Genomic DNA, 22010 nt, shown 5'->3' on the forward strand with positions numbered 1-22010 from the left:
ACTGACAGTGACGGCCCGTGACCCAGCCGACCGCCCGGAGCCGAACACGCTACGGACGGTCCGCCGTTTTGTCGCCGTCCTGCGGGCGTTCTTCCCGCTCGCGGTCGCGTACGCTCGCGACCGCCAGCGCTTTCTCCTCCTCGGGCGGAGCCGGGAGGTAACAGTCGATGATCAGCGCCGCCGGGCAGAGTACCTGCTGGCGACGTTGCTGGACCTCGGGCCGACGTTCATCAAGGTGGGACAGATTCTCTCTGCGCGGCCAGATCTCCTCCCACCGGCGTACATCGAGGAGTTGTCGAGCCTGCAAGACGAGGTGCCGCCCGAGCCGTGGCACCGCATCGAGCCGGTCGTGGAGGCGGAACTGGGCCCGGTCGCGGAGACGTTCGACGACTTCGACACCGAGCCAATCAGTGGTGCGTCGCTCGGTCAGGTGTACACGGCTACCTATGAGGGACGGCGGGTAGCGGTCAAGGTACTCCGGCCGAACATCCGCGAGCGGGTGGCGGCTGATCTCGTCGTTGTGGAGACACTCCTCCCCATCATTGTCCGGTTCGCGCCACCGGGCCAGGCGTTCACGATGGAGAACCTCGCCGAGGAGTTCGCAACCACCATCCGCGGTGAGATGGACTACGCGGCCGAGGCTGCCCGTCTTGAGGAGGTGCGCGAGAACTTCGCCGACGAGCCGACCGTGGTCGTTCCACCTGTGGTCTCAGCCCGGTCGACCGAGCGCGTGCTCACGATGGAGTACATCGCCGGCAGCAAGATAACCGACGTGGACGCGCTCCGAGCGCAGGGTGTCGACCCAACAGCACTGGTCGAGCGCCTCTCGGAGGCGTACTTCCAGATGATTATCGAGGACGGCGTCTTCCACGCCGATCCACATCCGGGGAACCTGTCGGTCCGCCCGGACGGCGCCATCATCTTCTACGACTTTGGCGTCGTCGGGCGCCTCTCGGAGCGGCGTCGCGAGCAGATTCTCGACTTCTATGTCGGCTTGGCGACCGACGATATCGACCGCGTCATCGACGCGTTCGTCGCGATGGGAGCGCTCGACCCTGACGCCGATCGCGCGCTCATGCGTGAGGTGTTCGGGCTGGTCATCGAGCAGCTGCGCGGCCAGCCGTTCGACCAAGACGAGATCCAACAGTACGTCCGCGAGTTTCAGGCGGCGGTCGGCGACGTGAGCGACTTCCCATTCAGGCTGCCGCAGGATCTCGCGCTCATCGTCCGGGTGTCGACGGTCCTTGAGGGGGTGACGCGAACGCTCGACCCAGAGTTCGACTTTGTCGCCGCGGTGACGTCGTTCCTCCGCGAGCGGGGCGCCGGTGATGTCGACGCGACGGGGCTGGCGCGCGAAGAAATCGAGCGAGCGGCCCGGGCGACAGTCGGCGGCCTTCTTGGCGTGCCGCCAGCCGCTGAGGCGACGCTCGACTCCGTCGCCCGCGGCGACACCGACGTCACCTTCCTGTACGCCGACGACCCTGGGCCGCTGCGTCGGCTGGTCGCTCGCGTCGGACTTGGTATCGGCGTCGGGGTCGGCGGACTGGCAACGAGTACGCTCCTCGCCTTCGGCCGCCCGGGGGCGGCCGGAGGGCTGGCCGTCGCCACCGGTGGTGGTCTTCTCTGGCTCGCCCGCTCGTTCCGACAGCCGAGCAGCCGCTCAGTACAGGTGAGCGCACGGGTCGCCGGCGGGACCGTCGGTCGCGAGCGGGAGTGACTACGCGAGGACAACCACTCGCAGGTCGTTGACGTTCGTCCCTGTCGGGCCAGTATGGACCGTCGCGCCGACATCCTCCAGGTAGCCGGCGGCATCATGTGTCTCGAGCGCCGCGCGGGCAGCCGTCTCGTCGGTGACCGTGTCGGCATCGATGCTGGCGCCCGCTGTCTCGGCATTGCCGTCGATTCCGTCCGTGTCGACAGCGGCGACGACGGCCTCGGATACGTCGAGTTCGAGCGCAGCTGCGAGCGCGAATTCCGCGTTCGGCCCGCCCGTGCCGGCCATGGCTCCCTCCCGGCGGACGGTCGTCTCTCCGCCCGAGACGACGACCGCCGGCGGTGCGATTGGATCGCCAGTCGCACGCATTTGCTCGGCGACGGCAACATGCGTTGTCGCCGCCTCTCGCGCCTCGCCACGCACCCGTGTCGAGAGTACGAGTGGGTCGAAGCCGTGGTCACCAGCCGCCTCGGCCGCGGCGGCCGCGGCGGTATCCCCATCTGCGAGCAGTCGGGGCGTCACGCTGGCGAACGTCGAGTCATCCGGGCCGGGCGTCTCGGCGGCCGTCTCGAGGTGGTCGCGCACCGCCGTGGGCACGTCCACGTCGTAGCGGTCGAGCACGGCGCGGGCGTCCGCGAGCGTCGACGTATCGGGCGCGAACGGCCCACTCCCGATGACCGCCGGGTCATCGCCGACAACGTCGCTGAACAGCAAGGCAACCACCGTCGCGGGGGCCGCCCGTGCTGCGAGACCACCCCCCTTCGACGCCGAGCAGTGTTTCCGGACAGCGTTCACCTCGTGGATATCCGCGCCGCTAGCCAGCAACGCCTCCGTCGTCGCCCGCAGGTCGGCGAGCGTAAGTCCCTCGGCGGGCGCCGGCAGCAGCGCGCTCGCCCCACCGGTCACCACAGCGACGACCAGGGTATCCTCGCCGGCATCGGCAAGCAGGTCGGTCAACCGACTGGTGGCCGCAGCCGCCGACTCGCCGGGAACCGGATGAGTCCCCTCGCACACATCGATCCGCTCGGTCGGTACCGGGACATCGCTAACCACGAGCCCGTCGTCAATGGCGTCGCCGAGCACCGTCTCAAGTGCCGCAGCTGCCGTGCCGGCCGCATTTCCCCCGCCAACGACGAGCAGCCGGTCGTAGTCTGCAAGCCGGTAGCGGACCCGGTCGGCGGACGGCCCACCATCAGGCGGTCGTCCACCCACCGCGAGCGTGCCTTGTTCGTGTGTGACGGCGTCACCGACGACCCGCTCTGGGTGGGCGGCGTCAATCCCAGCCTCGAGACACGCCCGGGCAATCTCGTGGAGGCGGTCGGTCATTGGTCGGAGGTGGGGCCGGGTGGGCAGAAAGCTGTCGACGGAGCGGAACCGGTTTGTCCAGACAGAACGTGCGCCAGGGTATGCACCCACGCGCCGAGGAGTTCCGCAGCCGTGCTAAAGACCAGTATGGCGTCGACCTCTCGGTTGAGGAGTTCTCTGAGGAGACGCGCACAGCCGCCGATGCCGCCGAGGCCATCGGCTGTGCGGTCGCACGGATCGCGAGTAGCCTCGTCTTCCTCGCCGACGGCGACCCCATCGTGGTCGTCACCTCCGGGGCCAACCGGGTCGACGAGGCGAAACTGGCAGATGCCATGGGCGTCCCCGCTACGGCCGTCGCGATGGCCGACCCGGAGACAGTACGCGAGGCGACCGGCTGGGCAATCGGCGGGGTGCCGCCCATCTGTCACGACCGACCACTCCCGGTCTATCTCGATGAGACGCTCACCGACCAGTCGACGGTCTGGGCCGCCGCAGGTACGCCCGAGGCGGTGTTCCCAATCGCCCCGGCGCAGCTGCGCGAACTCGCTGACGCGACCGTCGCTGACGTGGCCGAGTAGCCGTCTTCAGTCTTCGCTGGGCGGTGTGGGTGCCGGGCCGCCGCGACGGCTGTGTTCGCGAGCCTGCGCGAGGACGGTCGGGAGCTGGTCGCGGCGGACGACCAGCACGCCCGCGCCAAGCAGGAGATAGACGACGCTGTACGCAAGCAACCCCTCGTACGTCTGGAAGACAGGGTGGAACTGGATTGCGAACAGTCCCAGCAGGGCGAGTGCCTCCCGGATGCTAATCTCGAAGTTGACGAGCAGCGTCACCGCAAAGAAGCTCTGGGCGGCCGTCAGCCAGATCTCGCCGGCCTGCTTCAGGCTGAAGCTCAACACGTCGTATCTACCGAGTGACGCGCTGTAGACGACGACGAGCGTACCGATGAGTAGCGTCCACTGGTTCAATTTCGAGGAGATGAGCGCGTTGAACGCCGAGGTGGTCCGCAGTTTCCGGACGAGATAGGCGGTAGCGATGAACTCGGGGGACTCCGAGGCCAGCGGCGCAACCCACTGAATCATGAAGAACGACGAGAGCCCGATTCGTGGCCCGAGCGTCTCCAGCCCTTTCGCGAACGGTTTCACCGCCAGCAGGATGACCGCACCCGCGAAGACAAACATGAGAAGGACGGCAGCAATCCGGCGGGAGCGAGGGAGTCGCTGGAGGTAGCCGGGCACGCCAAGCTGGGGTTCGTGGGTCGACTCCCCTCGGAGGATGACGACAACATAGGCGGCATAGATACTCACGAGCACGAACGCGTCGAGGGCGTCGATACCGCCACCGAGCTGGATGAACAGCGCATACACCGTCGCCGCCCCAAGGAAGAGTATCTCGATGCCGATCCTCTAGTCGGACGGCGCCCGCGAGGAAGCCGTCCCGCGACAGCACGCTCGCGTCAGCGGCGGTCCGGGCGCGGTAGATAGCATACAGCGCAATCCCCGACCAGCCGAGGCCGACGAGGATGCGGTTGGCGCCGATCATGTTCGCCACCGCGAGATTCGCCGCCTCGGTCCCGCGCGCGGTCCCGGCGAACTGGCCGGCCTCCCACGCGAACAGCGCGTCGACGGCGTACTCCGGTGCGACGGCAATGATAGCGAGGACAGCCAGCGCGAATGAACGCGGCACGTCCACTTCAGTCGTCTCGGCGCCCCACGTCAGTACGAACGCGGCACCGACGACAGCGATACCACTGGTCAGGATGACAGCCGAGACAGGGAGCGTCGGGACGAGCCCCAAGCCACGGAGGGCGAGCCACGGGACGGTAAGTGAGACGACGGCCGCCAGGGCGACCAGTGGGTGTCGGAGTCGGCCTCGCATGCTGGGAACCGGACTGCCCCGACAATTAGGCCTTCGGGGCCGCGGCGAAAGGCGTATTCCCTCGCTGGGCGAGTGCGGGAACGCACGATGGCTAGTGGGACGAGCTACGTCGACTACAGGGTGAGCGTCGCCGTCGTCGGGACGGTGCTCAAGTATCTCGGGGTCGCACCGCTCGTCCCGCTGGCGCTGGCCGTCGGCTACGGCGAGGACCCGCTCCCGTTCGTCGTGGCGGCGGCCGTGATGGTCGGCGGCGGCTGGCTGCTCGAACAGATTCACTCCGGTGCGGACCTTGGCAACCGGGAGGCGTTCCTGCTAGTGAGTCTCGCGTGGCTGGCCGTGCCGCTCGCAGGGACCATCCCGTATCTCGTCGCTGGCACGGGGACCGTCGCCAGCCCAGTCAACGCGCTGTTCGAGTCGATGTCCGGGTTCACGACGACCGGCGCGACGGTGCTCGGCGAGATCTCTGTAGCGCGGCACGGCCACGCGATGCTGATGTGGCGTCAACTCACCCAGTGGCTCGGCGGAATGGGAATCCTCGTGTTGATGGTTGCTATTCTGCCGGAGCTGTCAGTCGGCGGGGCACAGGTCATCAGCGAGGAATCGCCTGGACTCGGGTTCGAGAAGCTGACGCCGCGGATCCAGCAGACGGCGCGGGCACTGTGGGGCATCTACGCTGGGTTCACCGTGCTGGCTGCCCTCGTCTACTATGGGCTCCACCTCGCGGGACTGGCCCCCAACATGGGGCTGTACAACGCCGTCGCGCACGCGTTCACAACGCTGCCGACCGGCGGCTTCTCCCCGGAGGCGCGCAGCGTCGAGGCATTCTCGCCGGCGATTCAATGGGCCATCATGCCGTTCATGATTGTGGCGGGCACGAACTTCGCACTATTCTGGTACGTGCTCCGCGGTCGACCGCGCCAGCTGACCGACAACACAGAGTTCCGCGGCTACCTGCTCGTTGCCGGCGCGTTCGGAGTTGTCCTGTCGGCGCTGTTGTTCCTCGGAGTGGGCCTGGCGTCGACGCCGGAGAATGTGGCGCGTATTCCTGGCAACGCCGAACGCGCACTCCGACAGGGGCTGTTCCAAGTGCTCGCTATCGTGACGACCACCGGCTACGCGAGCATGGACTTCAACACGTGGGATGCGTCCGCGAAGACAATTTTACTGTTCGCCTACTTCCTGGGTGGCTCCGCCGGGTCGGCTGCGGGCTCGGTCAAGATCGTCCGGTGGCTGCTCGTCGAGAAGGCTATCGCGCGGTCGCTGTTCACGGCCGTTCACCCGGAGGCGATTCGGCCAATCAGGTTCGCCGGCGAGGTGGTCGACGAGGAGACGCTCCGAGACGTGTTCGCGTTCGTGCTCCTGTTCGTGCTCCTGTTTGCGCTCTCGACGATACTGCTGTATTTGGATAGTCTTCGCACGCCCGGCGTGTCGCTGTCGGGGCTGGAGGCGATGAGTGTCGCTATCGCCACGCTCGGCAACATCGGCCCCGGCTTCGGCCTCGTCGGCCCGATGAACAGTTTCCAGCCGTTCTCGCCGGCTGCGAAGCTCTACATGGTGTTCCTGATGTGGATTGGCCGGCTCGAGGTCGTGTCAGTGTTGGTCGTGCTCACGCCGTCATTCTGGCAACAGTGACACGTAGCAAGCGGAAGCCCACCTATTCAGGGTAGGAAGATGTCGAGGTTCTGTCGCTGGCCATCTAATCTCGAAAGGAGTTGAGTTGGAGTGCTCCGGCAGGGATTCGAACCCTGGTCATTGCCGTGAGAGGGCAATATGATTGGCCGGACTACACCACCAGAGCACGGGTGGAACTCAGCGAAGTGTAGCGCAGTCCGGGGTATAACGGTTGCGCTTTGGGCACGCCGTGGTGCGGTTTCTCACCCATCACCTTCGTCGTCGTCGAACGGCGAGCCAGCAGCCTCCGGCTCCTCGCCGGCCAGTGATACGATGTTCTCGCGGCCGACCCGGAGTTTCGAGATGCGGCCTTCGTCCTCCATGTCCGACAGCAGCATCGATACTTTCGACTTCGACCACCCGGTCTCCTCGACGATGTTCACCTGCTTCATCCGGCCGCCCCGTTCCTCCAGCATCGAGACGACCCGGTCTTCGTCGCTCATCAACTCCTCGTCGCTGATATCGGGCGCCGCCGCCCCAGCCGCCCCCCCGTTGCCGTCGTCGGTTCCGACGCCGCCCTCAAGCGCGCCGGCTCGGTAGACGTAGGCGGCCGCGACCCCGAGCAGGAGTACCGCCACTAACGCGAGCCACGGAATCGCGCCGAGATCGGGCGTACCAGCCGGCGTGGCAGTCGGCGTGGCAGTCGGCGTGGTACCATCTGTGGGCGTCCCGTCAGACGGCGTCCCATCTGGCGGCCCAAGGACGATCCGCGGGCGATTGTCGTTGAACGACTGCTCGCCTTCCCAGGTGACCGAGTCGCTGTCCGCCAGCGAATCGGCATCGCTACGAGAGGTGGGCGCCGGTTGTGCCTCCTGGAAGGCAAGCTCGGGTCCGTGGCTGACGACGAGTGTCTGCGTCGGGCCGATGTAGAAGCCACCCTCGAAGACATCCGCAATCACGACCCGGTCACCGTCCGTCCGCGCGAAATTCGTCCACAGGAACGACATCCGGACGACGCCACGTTCGTCGCCCTCGCCGACAAGTCCCTCATCGACGTACGCGCGCCGTGTGAACGCTCGCGCCTCCATCTGTCGGCCCGTGGCGTTCGTCCCCTGGGCGGTCAGCTGGTCGGCCCGGGCCACGAAATCTGTGTACAGTTCCGTCTCTTCGGTGTTGAATCGGTCAGCGTAGTCTTCGAATGCGGTCCGTTCGGACTCGTTCTCGAGCGACTGAGTGAAGGAGAACATCCACCGTGTCGAGCCGTTAGCGTAGACAGTCAGGCGGAACTCTGTGCGGTCGAAGTCCTGCTGGGTGAGCGAGAGGGGAGCCGGGCGGGCAGCCGTGGCGCCGGCCGTCCCGCCAGCGGCGCCGGCGACAAGGCTGGCCGCGAGCAGACATACGAGTACGACGGCGGCGGCCCGCGTCATCTACCGGGAGTGTGACGGGAACGGGTATAAATGCACGCGGAACGGCGCGGCGAGAGTCTTTTGCCTCGGTGACTGGTAGCATGGAACGTGGCACAGCGACTCCGTGACCGACCGCTGCTCGGACGGGTGCTGGCGCCGGCCACGGCGTTCGTGGTGGTTGCGGGCGGCGGGATTGCCGCGTTCGTCCTGCTGGCCGACGTCGGGGTCATCGAGGCGGCATTCTGGCTGCTCGACCCAACGAGCCTGGAGCTTCACTTCGCCGAGCACCCCGAGGGCCCAGAGCGAGTGACAAAAGCCGTCGCGCTCATCGTCTTCTCCGGGCTCATCGTGGCGAGCCTCTGGGCCGGCGAGACGGTGGTGACCGCGGCGTTTGGCGGGGTAATCGGCGAGGAACTGCGAGATATACGGATGACACGCGAGATACAGCAACTGGACGACCACGTCGTCGTCTGTGGGTTCGGCATGTTCGGCCGCACCATCACCCAGCGGCTCTCCGAGGCCGGGCGAGACGTGGTCGTGGTGGAATCGAACGAGAGCGAACTCGAGCGGCTCCCCGAGTCGGTGCCCGCCGTCGTCGGGGACGCGCGGTTGGAGGAGACGCTTCGAGACGCGGGCGTCCAGCGGGCAGACGTCTTGGTAGCCGCCATCGATGACTCCAACGTCAACATCCAGATTACCATCGTCGCGGCGGGCCTCTCGCCGGAGTGTCGCATCATCACTCGCGTCGGTGAGGAGATGTACGAGGCGACGGCCCGCCGGGCCGGCGCTGACGAGGTCATCATCCCCGAGGTGACCAGTGGGACGGAAGTCTCCGAATTGTTGTAGCGTGCCAACACGTATACGGACGGCCGTCGACCTCCCAGATATGGGCGACGGCGACACACTCTGGAACGCGGTCATCGGGGCGGCGGTCGGACTGCTCCTCTCGTTTCTCCCGTTCGCCATCGTCATCGGCGGCGCCGTCGCAGGCTATCTGCAGGGCGTGCCCCGAGACTACCGCGCCGGCGCGCGAGTCGGCGGCCTGGCCGGCCTGCTGGCCTTCCTCGTCGTCCTGGTCGTTGGCGGACTCGTCCTCGCAGTCCTCGGAATTCCGATTCTGGGGATGCCGATGATGCGCGACGGAATGATGGGGGGCGGAATGGCCGGCCTCGTCTCGTTGGCGGGCGTCCTGTTTCTGTTACTCGGAGGCAGCTATCTCGTCGGTGGCGGGGCACTCGGCGGCGCCATCGGTGCCTATGTCGATGGCGAGCTCTGATCAGGCCCGCTCGTACGTGACGAACGCGAACGCATCGTGTGACTCCCGGCCGGTCTCGACCCATTTATCGCCCACTTCGGGGAAGTACGTGTCTCCCTCGTAGGCAGCGTCCAGCTCCGTAAGCTCGAGCCGGTCGACTCGCTCCAGCAGCGTCTCGTACACTGTCGCGCCGCCGGCAACGAAGGCGACGCTGTCCCGAGCGGCGGCAGCCTTAAGCGCCGCGTCGACATCCGGCGCGTGGACGGCTCCGTCCGGCAATTCAAGCGAAGACCGGGAGAGGACGATGTTCGTCCGGTCTGGGAGCGGGCCACCGAGGCGGTCGCGAATCGACTCGTAGGTGCGCCGGCCGAGGATGACCGGATGGCCGGTCGTCAGCTCCTTGAAGTGGGCGAGATCGGCGGGGAGATGCCACGGGAGCGTGCCGTCGCGGCCGATGACGCCGTTGGCGGCGACGGCCGCGATCGCGACGAGCTCGAGGTCCGGGTGCGCGTAGCTCATTCGGCGACAGCGAAGTCGATGCCCGGTGCGGGGTCGTATCCCGACAGCTGGAAATCCTCGAACGACAGCTCATCGAGCGGGCGGTCAGCCACGTCGATGGTGGGCCGCTCGCGTGGCTCGCGAGACAGCTGCGTCAACAGCCCGGGCACGTGATCGAGTCGCTCGTCGCCCTCGGCTTCGGGCGGGACCGTCGCCTCGAGCCAGTCGCGAACCGCGCGGTACTCCGCGGGGTCGTTCACGTCGGCGAGGCGGGTCTGCAGTGCGGAGAGGTTCTCCGCGTACCAGTCGCCACGGGCGCCCTGGCCGCAGTAGATGTGCGCGTCGACGACGGTGTGGCCGAACTTCCCGACGGCGAGGTCGGTGCGGTTGGCGACCGCGTGTGTCAACAGCGCGTAGGCGGCGATATTGAACGGCACCCCCAGCGCGACATCGCCTGATCGCTGGGTGAGATGGGTGTTGAGTCGGCCGTTCTGGACGTTGAAAACGAACGTGTAGTGACACGGCGGCAGCGTTGACCGGGCGGCGTTGGCGGGGTGCCACGCGTTGACGACGATACGCCGGGAGCGGGGGTTCTCGCGGAGCTGGTCGAGCGCGTACGCCAGCTGGTCGAAGGTGCCGTCGTCGTTGCGCCATGGGTCGTCCTCTGCGGGCCAGGATTCACCGGGCAGCTGGTCCGTCTCGTTGGGGACGGGATAGCGGCGCCAGAACCGGCCGTACGCAGTGTCGAGCCGGCCCTCTTCGTCGGCCCAGGCATCCCAGATACTCGTCTCTTCACGGAGATTGCGGATGTGCGCCTCGCCGGAGAGATACCAGAGCAGTTCGTGGATGAGCGAGTTCCAGCGGAACCCTGAGAGGTCTTTCGTCGTGACGAGCGGGAACCCGTCCGCGAGGTCGACTGTGTAGCTGTGGGAAAATGCCGAGATCGTGTCCACGCCGGTCCGGTTGGGCTTGTGTTGCCCGGTCGCGAGCGTGTCGGCCACGAGGTCGAGATACTGTCGCATTCGTCGGGCGAAGCTGTGGCGGCCGGCGTAAAGAAGGCTTCTGCTGGCCGCGGGGAGCCGGATTTTTGTCGCCAGTGTGCTAACGACCAGCATGGCAGAGAGTGGACGGAGTTACGACACGCGCGTGGAGACGAACCGCTGGGAGTCGTTCACCCGGCTCACCTTCGTCTACTTCGCCGACGAGGGCTACAGCGTCAGCCAGCGGTTCGACCCCGAGCAGGGGAGCTACGAGGTGACGTTCACCGACGACGACCGCGACGAGCGGGCAGTATTCGTCTACGAGGGGAGCCCGCCGGACATGGCCCGCGAGAGCCTCCAGCAGCTCCAGCGGCTCATGACGGGAACGGCCGACCTCTCGCGGCTGTGGACAGACGCGCTGACCGGCTCGTCAGGCTCCTCGTGAGCCAGCCGGTCGAGCGGAATCGCGCACGTTGATAGGGGTGGCCGCCCACGTTGACGTATGTACCTGGCAGACGAGACCTGGCCTGATCTCAAGGCGTATTTCGAGGCGGAGTCGCTCGCGCTGGTGCCGCTCGGGTCGACAGAACAGCACGGCCCCCACCTCCCGGAGGCAACGGACCATGTCATTGCGGAGTCGCTGGCCCGCGAGGCCGCCGCGCGGACCGGCTATCTGTGTACGCCGACTGTGAACGTGGGTATCTCGCGCCACCACAGGCAGTTCCCGGGGACGATGTGGGTAAGTCCGGACACGTTCCGCGCGTACGTCCGCGAGCTAACGGAGAATCTCACCTACCACGGTATCGATCGCGTCGTCTACGTCAACGCCCACGGCGGCAACGTGGACGCCCTCCGTGAGGTGGCAAAGGACCTCCACGCCGCCGAGACGTGTTATGCGCTGGAGTGGATGTGGGACGAGTCGGTGCCCGAACTGGTCGACGAGCTGTTCGAGCACAACGGCCCCCACGGCGGGCCCAAAGAGACGGCGATGCTGCAACACCTCACCGACCTCGTGCACGAGGACCAGCTCGCGGCAGCCCGTGACGGCGGTGTCCGCGACATCTGGGCCGCTGAGGGCACCTACCAGAACGGCGCGGCGACGTTCTTCGACGCGCGTGACAACAGCGCGAACGGCGTCTTCGGCGACCAGACGGACGCCACTGCGGCAAAGGGCAAACAGCTGTTCGAGGCCGCAACCGAGCAGCTGTGTGAGTTATGCGAATGGCTGGCCGCCCGCGAGCGCGACGAGCTGCTGCCGGCCGAGCCCGTGTGATCAGCGAGCGTACAGCTTTGCCCCCAGCAGGCGCTCAGGGTCCACGTCGTCGGCAGGAGCGACGGCGACGTACGGGCGGTCGACGGGACCGAACACGTCGACTACCCGGCCGACCTCGGTGAGCGACTCGTCGAGGGCTGTCGTGCCGATATCGGGGTAGTCAGCATCGGGGAGCCGGGCGACCGCCAGCCCCTGTGCGGTTCCGGTGACCTCGCCGAGCCGTCTCATCCGCGCAGGACGCCGAGATACGCCGCGACGGCACCCAGCAGATCCGACTTGGCCGCGTCGTCGGCATCTTGTACGAGCACCCGACCGCGGGGCTCGAACTCGCGAGGATACTGCGCCTCGCGGTCGATGATGGCGTCGTAGCCCACCTGCTGGACCGCTTCCGCAATCTCGTCGACCGTCGGGTCCTCGACCGCGAGGTCCAGCGAGACCCGCCGACCCTCTGCCCGCGACAGTTCGGCGTCGAACTGAGCGGGCCACAGCACGTTCTCGACCATGCGAAGACCTGTCGGCACGGGCTTATACCTCTTGTCGAAGACGGCCGGCCGGTCGCAAACGGGGCGTTGAAAGGGTCCGCCCGCCGACGGCCGTCGTGGTCCGTCGCCCATCGCTGGATGCTATCCGTGGCTTCGACCATGCGGTCTACGTCGTCGCCGGCGGCCAGCTGGTCAACGTGTTCGGCGCCGGCCTCGTCTACCCGTTCGCGACCGTTCACTTCCATCTCGAGGTGGGAATCGCGCTCGCGGTGGTGGGACTGGGACTCGGCGCGAAGAGCGTCGCAACCGGCGTGGGGACGGCCGTCGGCGGGTATCTCGCGGACGCCGTCGGTCGCAGGCCAGTGATGGTCGTCTCGATGGCCGCGGCGGCGTTCGCGCTGTCGGCGTACGCGGCCGTGCCCGCGCTGGCCGCCCTCGTTCCCGGCGCACTCGTCCAGCCAGTCGGCGTCTCGCGGCTTGGCGCCGCGTTCGTCGGCGTCTCCGTCGTCGCCGGTCTCGTGGGTGGTCTGTACACGCCGGCCGCGCAGGCGCTGCTTGCCGACCTCACCGCCGAGAGCGAGCGGGACCGCGGTTACGCGCTGCTGAAGGTCGCCAACAACGCCGGCTTCGGCGCCGGCTTCGTCGCAGGTGGGTTGCTGTACTCGGTCGCCTCCGTCGCCGTGTTCGTCGCCGATGGCGCTACCTCTGGGTTAGTGGCGCTCCTGCTAATCGCGTTCGTCCCGCGGGCCACTGGCGGGACGGACGGCGAGGAGACTGGCGCCAACGCGGCAGGTGCGTTCGGCCGCTGGCTCGCCGCGGTGCGCGAGCCGCGGGTGCTGGTGCTCGCGGGGCTGAACGTCGGTTTCGCGATTATGTACGCACAGATGCAGGCGACGGTGCCGGTTGTTGCGAAGGCAGGACTCGGGTTGTCGCCAGTCCAGCTGGGCACACTCTACACGCTCAACCCACTCACGATCGTCCTCTTCCAGCTGCCGGTGGTGGCGGCCGTCGACGACTGGCGGCGCACCCGCGGGCTGACGCTGTCGGCGCTATTGTGGGGTGTCTCGATGGGCGCGGCCTTGCTGGCAGATATTGGCGTCGGACCTGTGCTTGCGGGCGTCGCGTTCGTCGGCACCCACCTCGTCGTCCGGACACTCGGCGAGATTCTCCACGCGCCGCTGGTGACCTCGCTGACAGCCGGCCTCGGTGAGGCAAGCGAGCGGGGCACTCACCTCTCGGTGGTCGAGGTGGCAAAGCGGGTGGGAATCGGCGCCGGTTCGTTCCTCGGCGGACTCTTCTTCGATGCCGGGCTGGCGACGCTGTGGTGGCTGATGCTTGCCGGCGTGTGTCTCTTGCTGGCGGCAGCACTGGTTGGATTCGAGCGGCTGGTGACGCCGGCAGAGAATGGTGCAGTCGGTTAGTCGCGACGGCTGAGGAGTGCGATGGCCGCGAGTGCGAGCAGCGCCGGGACGACGCCAAGCCCCGGTTGGCCGGGAGCGGTTGTGGGCGTTGGCTCAGGTTCGGTCGGTGTCGCGGTGAACGTTGCATCCGTCGGCGGCGGCGTCTCGGTGGCGACGGTTACCTCGCTTTTCGCCACGAACTCGGCCGAGGCGGCGGCGTCCGGGTGGAGGCCAGTAGTGAGGTTCCGGACGGCATACACTACAGAGCGGGGTGCCGGCTGGTTCAAATAGTTCGCGTCAACGAAGACGGTCTGATTCATCCGGCCGGCCGTCGTCGCGTTGTACGGCTGCTGGGCGAGGAGATACCGGTTCGTCTCGGTGATGACGAGTACCTCAGGGTCCAGCTCCAGAATCACCTCGTCGCTGACCTGTGGGTACGCCCGCGAGAGGTTGGTCTCGGCCATCACGTTCGTACCGCCGCTGGCCGTAATCATCGCCGAGATGAACGTATTCGTGTTGGCGACGAAGCCGCTCCCGAGCGGGTAGAGTACACGCGGCCGGTCGACATCAGCGGTAGCCTGGCGTGCTGCGTCAACGTTGGCTGTCATCCAGGCGTTGGTCCGGGCGGCCGCCTCGCAGTTCCCTGTGAGTCGCCCAATCGTCGTCGTCTTCGCTGCGACGTCGTCGATATCTTCGGCGAGAGCGAACTGGTAGACAGTCAGCCCGGCATCACGCAGGGCCGTTACCGTCTCGGCGCTGGTCGTGTTGGGTGCGAGGACGAGGTCGGGGTTCGTCCCGACGACCTTCTCGACGCTGACGCCGAACCCACCGGCAGCCGAGACGTTGGTGCGTGTCTCGGCGCCCTCGAGGTACGCGGCGAACTTCGTTCGACCGACGACCTGCGATTCAGCGTCAAGAGCCCACATGGTCTGGGCCGCCGATGGGTTGAGCGTCGTCACGCGGTCAGGTCGTTCCTCTAGCGTGACGTCGGTCCCGCTGGCGTCGGTCATGGTCACCGGAAATGAGCAGTCGTGTGAGGTGGTCGCGCCGGTGGCTGCCCCGGCAGCGCTCACGGGCGCGAGCGCCGTTGCGACGATAAGAAGAACACAGAGTGCGCTGAGTGTACGAGTCATCTTCTGAAGGAGCGAGGGGATTCAATAAGTATTTGTCTAACTACAATCGGGTTGTACCCGTGCATCCGCGCCGTCGCGCTGGGGTCTACTCCGTCGGGCTGGTCGCGCTCCTCGCTGCCGTTATGGCGACGGCCAGCAGCATCGGCCCGGTCCCGCTCGCGCCCACCGTCGTCCTGCAGGTGGTCGCGAACGGGCTGGCCATCCCCGTCGGGCTCACAGTGACGGCAACCGGGGCGGCACTGGGCCAGGTGCCAAGCGTGGGCATTGTGTGGGTCCACCCGTTTATGTTCCCAGTCGACGCGACGGCGACGGCCATCGTCATGACGGTCCGGTTGCCTCGGATTGCCCTCGGAGCGACGGTTGGTTTTGCGCTGGCAGCCGCGGGCGTCGTGATGCAGGGGTTCTTCCGGAACCCGATGGCGGACCCCTCCATCATCGGCGTCTCGTCAGGGGCCGCAACCGGGGCTGTCTGTTTCATCGTTCTCCCAGGCGTACTGCCAGCGGTAGTCGGGCTCCGAGCGGCTGCCTTCGCCGGCGCGCTGGTCACGGCTGGGGTCGTGTACGCGATTGCAACGGAGGGCGGCCACACCCCGGTAGCGACGCTCCTACTTGCCGGCGTGGCGGTGCAGACGCTGTTAGGCGCAGTAACGTCGTATCTGCTCTTGCAGAGTGGGGAGTCGATGCGACGGGTGGTGTACTGGCTGATGGGCCATCTCGACGCGTCGACGTTCGATGAGGCACTCGTCACGGGCAGTCTCGGTGTCGTGCTCGTCGGCGTCATGTATCTGTACGCGGGTGACCTCAACGCGTTGCTGCTCGGCGAACAGGAGGCGCAGGCGGTCGGCGTCAAGGTTGAGCGGACGAAACAACTCCTGTTGGCAACCGCCAGCGTCGTCACTGGCGCGGCGGTGGCCGTCGCGGGGGTAATCGGGTTTGTCGGGCTCATCGTTCCGCACGCAATGCGCCTGCTCGTCGGCCCCGACCATCGGGTCTTGCTCCCGACAAGTGCGCTCGCAGGCGCGACCTTCCTCGTGGCCGCCGACACGCTGGCCCGCGCCGGGGCAGCCGAACTCCCAGTTGGCATCGTCACCGCGGCGCTTGGCGCACCGTTCTTCCTGTACCTGCTCCGCAAGCGCGAGGTGAGCGAGCTGTGATTCACGTCGACGGTGTTAGCGTCGATCGCGGCGGTGTGCGCGTCCTCTCGGAGGTGTCGCTGGCCGTCGAGCGTGGGGAGTTCGTCGCGCTCGTGGGGCCGAACGGGGCGGGAAAGTCGACGCTGCTCGAGGTGATGGGCGGACTCCTCTCTCCGACAACGGGCACTGTCACGGTCGCAGACCGTGCCCTGGCCGCACTGTCGGCCAAGGAGACCGCTCGGCTCGTGGCCTCGGTGCCGCAGGACACATCGTTCGGCTTCGAATTCACAGTCGAACAGGTCGTCGAGATGGGGAGGACGCCGTACCGACGTCGGCTCCGGCGTCAGGCTGATCCGGAGGGGCCGGCTCGGGTGGCGGCTGCGCTGGAGCGAACCGAGACGGCCGCCTACGCGGACCGGTCGGTGGAGACGCTCTCCGGCGGTGAAAAGCAGCGGGTCCTGCTGGCCCGGGCACTCGCACAGGATGCGCCGGTGCTCCTACTCGATGAGCCGACCGCGAGTCTCGACATCAATCATCAGGTGCAGACCCTGGAACTGGTCGCCGGGCTCGACGAGACGGTCGTAGCCGCTATTCACGATCTGGAGCTGGCCGCCCGATTTTGTGATCGTGTTGTGTTGCTGGCCGACGGAACGATCCAGGCGGCCGGCACGCCTGAGGAGGTGCTCACGGCCGAGCGACTGGAAGCCGTCTTCGGGACGGCCGTTGTCGTGGACGAAAATCCCGCGACCGACACAGCCACTGTCACGGCGTTCGCCGACGAGAATGACTTGTGATCGGTCCGAGAGTGTGTGTTAACGTTACCCACAGATACATGTGTCTCGGGGACGTTTCGTTCGACTCGGGTGGCCCGACACGTGGCCGACGACAGCCTCCGACCTGCGGACAGACGCATCCTGTCGTACCTCGCCGAGCACCCGCCGGAGTACGTGCCCCTCATCGCGACGCGGCTGGGGCTTCCGCTTGGCCATGCCGACGGGCGTGTCGAGGCGCTCGCCGAACGAGGCTACGTGCAGCCGGTCACCAACGAGTGTATATACGGGCTCACGCCGGCCGGCGAGCAGCGGCTCGACGAGGTAGATGTCGAGGCGGATCGGGCCGATCGCGAGCGCGTCGAGGAGTGAGCTACCCGCCCCGTGTGGACCGTGCCTCGCGCACCTCCGCGCCGTCACGCAGCTTATCTTCGCAGTTCGGACACACCCGCACCGCGTCCATCCCGTCGGGCGCGAACACCCGTACGTATGCCTCCGTCACAAACCCATCACAGTTGCTACACTGTGGCATACTCGCACGGATGGAGGGCGCCACTTATAACTTGGCCACTTAGGCGCCGGTTAATCGTCAGCGCCGCGTCTCAACAACGAGGAGGAGCCCCGCAACGACGAGACAGCCGACCAGACCCGCAAGCGCGGCGCCGTACCCAAGCGTCGACGCGACGGCACCCATATAGACGGGGCCGAGTGCACCGACGCCGATGAACAGTGCTCGCGCCGCCCCGAGATCGCCGCCAGCGTTCGCACTCGGGGCGGCGTCGAGCAGGACAGCGTCGACGACGGGGAACTGCGCCTTGTAGCCGGCGGCAAACAGCGCGACGGCCGCCGCGATACCCGGGACGGAGACGGCGAGTGTGACCGCCACGAGCGCCAGCACCGCCAACCCCAGGCCCGCAGCGCCGACGAGCCGCCGTGGGAACCGGTCGGAGACCGCTCCAGCAGCCGGCTTCACCGCCAGCCCGACGATGAATACGACCGCAAACAGCAACTGCGGGAGCGGCGCCGCCAGCCCTTTCGCCTCTGCGAGGTAGGTCGGCAGGAAGTTGATCCACGCCCCGACCATGAAATAGAAGAGCGCGAACGCTGCCAGCGTCGCCCGCTGCTCGCGAGTGGTCGCAAGTCGGCGCAGCGTCGCCGCAAGCCCGATTGAGGGCCGCCCGAAGCGGAACGGTTCGCGGCTCCACCCCAGATACAGCAGGCCCGCCCCAGCGAGCACGGCCGCCACGGGGGCGAACGGTGCTCGCCACCCGGCGGCCAGAAGCCAGTCGCCAGCCGGCCCGGTCACGAGCGTTGCCCCGCCGCCAACGACGAGGAAGGCGGCCGCCGCCGCGAGCGTTCCTCCGACGTCTGTTCCCGCGGTGTAGAGCCCGAACGCCTGGCCGCGCCGCTCGACGAACAAATCGGAGACGAGCGCGCGCGACGGGATGGCGAACAGCCCTTTGCCGACACCGATCAGCAGCGCCGCGAGGACGAAGACGGCGTAGCCGCCGGCCGTCCCCAAGAGGAGGAAGGCCGCTACCAGCGTGACGAACCCCGGCAGGAGCAGCGACGCCCGCGAGAGCGCATCCGAGAGGCGGCCGCTGGGATACTGGGTGAGTGCGTAGGTGAACTGCAGGGCGCCCAGCGCGAATCCTGCGGTCACCTTCGTGATGGCGAGGGAATCGATGATACTGGGCAACAGCGGTGACAGCAGAAATCGGCCGGTCTGCAGTGTCGCCCACGCGACGACGAGACTGCCGAGTATCCGGCCGGTGTAGCCACCGAACAGCCGCTCCTCGTAGCGGGCCACGGGCGAGAGCACGCCACTCCCTTACTTGGGTGGCACGCTTCCGAGCGATAGCTTGGTAGGCTCCGGCCGCGACGGACGGGCATGGAGACGACGTGCACGGCCGAGGCAGTGCTCGCGGCGCTCGCGGAGGCAGACGCGACGGCGGTGCCGACCAGCCGCCTTGCAGCGGCGCTGGGCGTGCCGAAGCCGTACGTCACGGTTCATCTTCAGCAACTGGCGCTTGAGGGCCGGGTCGGGTTCAACACGCACAGAGGCGTCCGGCGCTGGCGGCTGACCCGGGCTGGTTGGTCTGCGGCGGCGGCACTCTCGGGGTAGCGACAAGCCGATAGAAGAGATGCCACACGAGAGTGAGTAAAAAGCGGGGAGACGAGCGGCGACAGCGAAGCCGGAGGGGGGATTTGAACCCCCGGCCTATTCCTTACGAAGGAATCGCTCTGCCAGCTGAGCTACTCCGGCGCGTCTGTCGTACCGTGGTAGGGAGCCGAGTATAAGCGTTGCGAACCGGGCCGCTGGCGGGTGGTGTGGCGGCGATGCTGCCGTCATGTTTGGGTGAGCCGAGCATCCAGACAGATGTTCACTTCATGGGGGGCATACGAGCGGACGATCCGGCGCGTCTCGATGTCGACGGCGTACGCGTCGTCGGCTGCCGCCTGGAGTGCATGTTCGCCAGGACCGAAGGGGTCCTCTTCGGACTGGATGTCATAGAGGTGGATGACACACTCCGCGCCTGCAAGCCGGACGGCCGTGTCGAGGAATGCGTCGGCCGAGTGCGGGAGGTTCATCACCACGCGGTCGGCCCACCCGGTGTAATCGGTGCCGTCTGGGCCACCGCCGACGGCCACCTCACGGACGTCCCCCTCGAGGGCGGTGACGCGGTCGGCGACGCCGTTCCGTCGGGCATTCTCCCGGAGGTACCGGATAGCGGCGGGATTGAGGTCACAGCCGACACAGGTCGCTCCCCGTTTGGCCATCGGGACGACGAACGGGCCGACACCGGCGAACATGTCGAAGACGTGCTCGTCGGCCGCCACCTGCTCGACGACGCGGTGGCGTTCGGTCGCCAGCCGTGGTGAGAAATAGACGTCGCGGATGTCTACCAGCAGGTCGACGCCGTACTCTGTGTGGACCGTCTCGGTGTCCTCGCCCGCAAGCACGTCCCACTCGCGCACCCGGTGGTCACCCTGCACCTTCGAGGCGCGGTTCACCACCGTCGTCACGGGCAGATCGGAGGCCATCACCGCCTCGGCGATCCGAACGGCCCGGTCGTGGTCATCCTCGTCGAGGATTGCGATATCGCCTAGCCGTTCGACGTGCGGCTCGAAGCCGAGGATGTCGCGTGGGAGCGTCTGGGTCTCGCGGCGGGGCGCGTCGAAGGTAACCACCTCATAGTCCTCGGGGACCTCGTCAGGATCGGCGACGGGAACGTAGAGCCAGCCGTCTGCGACGGTGATGTCGTAGGCGTCATCGAGCAGCCCCTGGTCGGCGAGCGCCTGTCGGGTCTGTTCGCCCGCCTCCGGCTGGACGCGGACGCACGGGACGGTCATCACCGGACGTGGACGCCGGCCGGCGGTAAGCGTGACGCTCCAAGCGGGCCGTTTATTCGGCCTGCCCGCCTCGCTGGCACATGCTCACCTTCGTCGGCCTCGGGCTGTGGGACGAGCGGTCGGTCACCGTCGCCGGTCAGGAGGCAATTCGGGCGGCTGACCGCGTCTTCGCGGAGTTTTACACCTCACAGCTGGCGGGTACCGACGTGGACTCGCTGGCGGCCCACCACGATGTCGAAATCGAGGTGCGCGACCGGGCGGGCGTCGAACAGGACCCAGAGCCGGTGCTTGCGGCCGCCGCCGACGGTGACGCGGTGTTTCTCACCGCCGGCGACACGATGATCTCGACGACCCACGTCGACCTCCGGTTGCGTGCGCACGACCGTGGCATCGAGACACGGCTCATCCACGGGACGACCGCCGCGAGTGCGGCCGCGTCGCTCACTGGCCTCCAGAACTACCGGTTCGGCAAGGCGACGACGCTGCCGTTCCCGTACGCCCACGGTGGCGAGGGGGTGCCCGCGTCCGTCTGTGAGACGATCAACGCCAACCGCGAGCGCGGGCTTCACACGCTGGTCTATCTCGACATCAAGCAGGAGCGCGGGGAGTATATGACCGCCAGTCGGGCCGCGGAGTTGCTGGCGGCCGACTACGAGGACTGTCTGGGCGTCGCGGTGTGTCGGGCCGGCTCGCCGGCGCCGGTGGTCGCGGCCGACCGGCTACGACAACTTGCCGATCGTTCGTTCGGCGACCCACTCCATCTGCTCGTCATCCCCGGTGATCTCCACCACGTCGAGGCCGAGGCGCTCCAGACACTCGCGGGGGCGCCGGCCGGGCTGGCCGACCGCCCGTAGTCAGTCGCTGTCGGTCGTTCCGCCGTCGGCGCGGACGCCACCGGGGCCGGGCGGGTCCGTGAGCCCGAGGTCGTACTCGTCGCCGGTGAGCAGGTACAGCACGTCCGTTACAACCGTCTCCAGTTCGGGAAGGAACCGGAGGACAGCGAACATGATGAGGACAAGCGCGACGAGCGAGCCGGACTGGCTCAGCACCTTGTCGGCGATTAAGAAGGAGACGAGCTCCGGCTCGGAGGCGCCAAACAGCGACAGCACCTGTGGGACGAACACCTGGAACCACTGGGCGCCGAACGCCGCGGCGATGAACACGTTCCGGACGATGTTGAGCACCCAGATGACGGGGACAGAGACGGCGAGAGCCTTGGCCTTCCGGTCGAGGGGGGCCCGGACGGCTGCGACGAGCCCTGCGAAGATGGCCATGCTCCCGAGGCCGGTACACGCGAGCAGTATCTCCGTCGCGCGGGCGGCCTCCGTCCCACCGTTGAACAGCAGGACGCTCTGGACGCCCTCTCCGTTATCGACGAGCGCCGGCTGATAGCCCAACAGCTCGACGCCCCACTTCGCCTGCAAAGCGACGAGTTCCACCAGCGGCTCGTAGATGGCCGCGATGGTCGTCGCCGGGAGGTAGATGACGCCCATCACGGCGACGGCTCGCGAGAGGACGAACAGCGACTCACGGCCCGTGTACAGCCGGTAGCCCGTGTACAGACAGGCAGGGACGGCCACGAGCGACAGCCCCGCCTCGATGAAGCTCGACTGGGCGTACCAGAAGTGGGGGACGAGCGTTCCCCAGAAGACGCCGAAGATGGCCCACGCACCGGCGGTAAGGAGTCGGCCCACCCGGCGGTCGCGCCGGACCACGAGGACGCCCGCGAGGAACGCCCCCACGGACAGCCACGCGAGCGCGCTGGTCAGGGCCGACGTTGGCATGTGTGTGGGGTTTGCTCCTGACTGGTAAATCTCTGCT

Annotated in this window: 24 protein-coding genes, 2 tRNA genes and 1 pseudogene; 13 read left to right on the forward strand and 14 right to left on the reverse strand. The window is 67.4% G+C overall.

What is annotated here, in order from left to right:
• Nucleotides 1-7: 7 nt before the first annotated feature.
• Nucleotides 8-1717 carry an ABC1 kinase family protein gene (locus tag ABEJ63_RS07375; protein WP_375795714.1) on the forward strand — a complete coding sequence of 570 codons (1710 nt, stop codon included), beginning with the start codon at nt 8-10 and terminating at the stop codon, nt 1715-1717.
• Here the strand turns inward: ABEJ63_RS07375 and ABEJ63_RS07380 are convergent, their stop codons facing one another.
• Nucleotides 1718-3040, reverse strand: a complete 1323-nt coding sequence (locus ABEJ63_RS07380) for a glycerate kinase (protein ID WP_375795715.1) — start codon at nt 3038-3040, stop codon at nt 1718-1720.
• Between the two features lie 80 nt (nt 3041-3120).
• Between ABEJ63_RS07380 and ABEJ63_RS07385 the strand changes: the two genes are divergently transcribed.
• Nucleotides 3121-3597, forward strand: coding sequence for a YbaK/EbsC family protein (locus ABEJ63_RS07385; RefSeq protein ID WP_375795716.1), 477 nt, complete (start codon nt 3121-3123; stop codon nt 3595-3597).
• Nucleotides 3598-3603: 6 nt separating this feature from the next.
• Here the strand turns inward: ABEJ63_RS07385 and ABEJ63_RS07390 are convergent.
• Nucleotides 3604-4894 (reverse strand): annotated as a pseudogene (locus tag ABEJ63_RS07390) (sodium:calcium antiporter).
• An 87-nt stretch (nt 4895-4981) separates the two neighbouring features.
• On the opposite strand from ABEJ63_RS07390, the gene ABEJ63_RS07395 reads away from it, so the two are divergent.
• On the forward strand, nt 4982-6526 hold the full coding sequence (locus ABEJ63_RS07395; RefSeq protein WP_375795717.1) for a TrkH family potassium uptake protein: 1545 nt from the start codon (nt 4982-4984) through the stop codon (nt 6524-6526).
• Nucleotides 6527-6617: 91 nt separating this feature from the next.
• Here ABEJ63_RS07395 and ABEJ63_RS07400 read toward each other — a convergent pair.
• Nucleotides 6618-6692 (reverse strand) — tRNA-Glu (locus ABEJ63_RS07400).
• Between the two features lie 76 nt (nt 6693-6768).
• Entirely contained in the window at nt 6769-7932 is a 1164-nt protein-coding gene (locus ABEJ63_RS07405; protein ID WP_375795718.1) for a helix-turn-helix transcriptional regulator, read from the reverse strand.
• 87 nt (nt 7933-8019) lie between these two features.
• Here ABEJ63_RS07405 and ABEJ63_RS07410 point away from each other — a divergent pair, with 87 nt between their 5' ends.
• A complete protein-coding gene (locus ABEJ63_RS07410; RefSeq protein WP_375795719.1) occupies nt 8020-8757 on the forward strand; it encodes a potassium channel family protein in 738 nt (245 codons plus the stop codon).
• A 40-nt stretch (nt 8758-8797) separates the two neighbouring features.
• Complete coding sequence (locus ABEJ63_RS07415; RefSeq protein WP_375795720.1) at nt 8798-9187, forward strand: DUF5518 domain-containing protein; 390 nt, start codon at nt 8798-8800, stop codon at nt 9185-9187.
• Here the strand turns inward: ABEJ63_RS07415 and ABEJ63_RS07420 are convergent, their stop codons facing one another.
• A complete protein-coding gene (locus tag ABEJ63_RS07420; RefSeq protein ID WP_375795721.1) occupies nt 9188-9685 on the reverse strand; it encodes a dihydrofolate reductase in 498 nt (165 codons plus the stop codon).
• Nucleotides 9682-10686: a thymidylate synthase gene (gene thyA, locus ABEJ63_RS07425; RefSeq protein WP_375795722.1), complete on the reverse strand. Its 1005-nt coding sequence runs from the start codon at nt 10684-10686 to the stop codon at nt 9682-9684. The genes ABEJ63_RS07420 and thyA overlap by 4 nt, the downstream gene beginning before the upstream one ends.
• Nucleotides 10687-10777: 91 nt before the next feature.
• Here thyA and ABEJ63_RS07430 point away from each other — a divergent pair, with 91 nt between their 5' ends.
• Nucleotides 10778-11089, forward strand: a complete 312-nt coding sequence (locus tag ABEJ63_RS07430; protein ID WP_375795723.1) for a hypothetical protein — start codon at nt 10778-10780, stop codon at nt 11087-11089.
• A 57-nt stretch (nt 11090-11146) separates the two neighbouring features.
• Nucleotides 11147-11917: a creatininase family protein gene (locus tag ABEJ63_RS07435; RefSeq protein ID WP_375795724.1), complete on the forward strand. Its 771-nt coding sequence runs from the start codon at nt 11147-11149 to the stop codon at nt 11915-11917.
• On the opposite strand, the gene ABEJ63_RS07440 is transcribed toward ABEJ63_RS07435, so the two are convergent.
• Together ABEJ63_RS07440 and srp19 are read right to left on the reverse strand one after the other, a co-directional pair.
• Nucleotides 11918-12145: an H/ACA ribonucleoprotein complex subunit GAR1 gene (locus ABEJ63_RS07440; protein ID WP_375795725.1), complete on the reverse strand. Its 228-nt coding sequence runs from the start codon at nt 12143-12145 to the stop codon at nt 11918-11920.
• Complete coding sequence (gene srp19, locus ABEJ63_RS07445) at nt 12142-12420, reverse strand: signal recognition particle subunit SRP19 (protein WP_375795726.1); 279 nt, start codon at nt 12418-12420, stop codon at nt 12142-12144. Before srp19 ends, ABEJ63_RS07440 begins: the two co-directional genes overlap by 4 nt.
• 95 nt (nt 12421-12515) lie before the next feature.
• On the opposite strand from srp19, the gene ABEJ63_RS07450 reads away from it, so the two are divergent.
• A complete protein-coding gene (locus tag ABEJ63_RS07450; RefSeq protein WP_375795727.1) occupies nt 12516-13820 on the forward strand; it encodes an MFS transporter in 1305 nt (434 codons plus the stop codon).
• On the opposite strand, the gene ABEJ63_RS07455 is transcribed toward ABEJ63_RS07450, so the two are convergent.
• Nucleotides 13817-14932 carry a PGF-CTERM-anchored ABC transporter substrate-binding protein gene (locus tag ABEJ63_RS07455; protein ID WP_375795728.1) on the reverse strand — a complete coding sequence of 372 codons (1116 nt, stop codon included), beginning with the start codon at nt 14930-14932 and terminating at the stop codon, nt 13817-13819. The genes ABEJ63_RS07450 and ABEJ63_RS07455 overlap by 4 nt on opposite strands.
• 59 nt (nt 14933-14991) lie before the next feature.
• Here ABEJ63_RS07455 and btuC point away from each other — a divergent pair, with 59 nt between their 5' ends.
• The 3 genes from btuC to ABEJ63_RS07470 all read left to right on the forward strand — a co-directional run bounded on the left by btuC (nt 14992) and on the right by ABEJ63_RS07470 (nt 17207).
• The gene (btuC, locus tag ABEJ63_RS07460) at nt 14992-16086 is read left to right on the forward strand and encodes a vitamin B12 ABC transporter permease BtuC (protein ID WP_375795729.1); all 1095 of its coding nucleotides are present in this window, start codon (nt 14992-14994) and stop codon (nt 16084-16086) included.
• A complete protein-coding gene (locus ABEJ63_RS07465) occupies nt 16083-16859 on the forward strand; it encodes a heme ABC transporter ATP-binding protein (protein WP_375795730.1) in 777 nt (258 codons plus the stop codon). The genes btuC and ABEJ63_RS07465 overlap by 4 nt, the downstream gene beginning before the upstream one ends.
• Nucleotides 16860-16940: 81 nt before the next feature.
• Nucleotides 16941-17207 (forward strand): helix-turn-helix domain-containing protein, encoded by a 267-nt coding sequence (locus ABEJ63_RS07470; RefSeq protein ID WP_375795731.1) that lies wholly within the window; start codon nt 16941-16943, stop codon nt 17205-17207.
• Nucleotide 17208: 1 nt separating this feature from the next.
• Here the strand turns inward: ABEJ63_RS07470 and ABEJ63_RS07475 are convergent, their stop codons facing one another.
• A complete protein-coding gene (locus tag ABEJ63_RS07475; protein WP_375795732.1) occupies nt 17209-17367 on the reverse strand; it encodes a hypothetical protein in 159 nt (52 codons plus the stop codon).
• A gap of 57 nt (nt 17368-17424) precedes the next feature.
• The gene (locus ABEJ63_RS07480) at nt 17425-18600 is read right to left on the reverse strand and encodes an MFS transporter (RefSeq protein ID WP_375795795.1); all 1176 of its coding nucleotides are present in this window, start codon (nt 18598-18600) and stop codon (nt 17425-17427) included.
• Between the two features lie 126 nt (nt 18601-18726).
• Between ABEJ63_RS07480 and ABEJ63_RS07485 the strand changes: the two genes are divergently transcribed.
• Entirely contained in the window at nt 18727-18960 is a 234-nt protein-coding gene (locus ABEJ63_RS07485) for a hypothetical protein (protein ID WP_375795733.1), read from the forward strand.
• Between the two features lie 68 nt (nt 18961-19028).
• Here ABEJ63_RS07485 and ABEJ63_RS07490 read toward each other — a convergent pair.
• Together ABEJ63_RS07490 and ABEJ63_RS07495 are read right to left on the reverse strand one after the other, a co-directional pair.
• Nucleotides 19029-19101: transfer RNA gene (locus ABEJ63_RS07490), tRNA-Thr, on the reverse strand.
• A gap of 83 nt (nt 19102-19184) precedes the next feature.
• Entirely contained in the window at nt 19185-20189 is a 1005-nt protein-coding gene (locus ABEJ63_RS07495) for a class I SAM-dependent methyltransferase family protein (protein WP_375795734.1), read from the reverse strand.
• A gap of 80 nt (nt 20190-20269) precedes the next feature.
• On the opposite strand from ABEJ63_RS07495, the gene dph5 reads away from it, so the two are divergent.
• Nucleotides 20270-21043 carry a diphthine synthase gene (gene dph5 / locus ABEJ63_RS07500; protein ID WP_375795735.1) on the forward strand — a complete coding sequence of 258 codons (774 nt, stop codon included), beginning with the start codon at nt 20270-20272 and terminating at the stop codon, nt 21041-21043.
• Here the strand turns inward: dph5 and artA are convergent, their stop codons facing one another.
• Nucleotides 21044-21973: an archaeosortase A gene (gene artA / locus ABEJ63_RS07505; RefSeq protein ID WP_375795736.1), complete on the reverse strand. Its 930-nt coding sequence runs from the start codon at nt 21971-21973 to the stop codon at nt 21044-21046. It lies immediately after the preceding gene.
• Between the last annotated feature and the right edge of the window lie 37 nt (nt 21974-22010).

It is taken from the genome of Halosegnis sp. (assembly GCF_042216475.1).
Taxonomy (GTDB): Archaea; Halobacteriota; Halobacteria; order Halobacteriales; family Haloarculaceae; genus Halosegnis.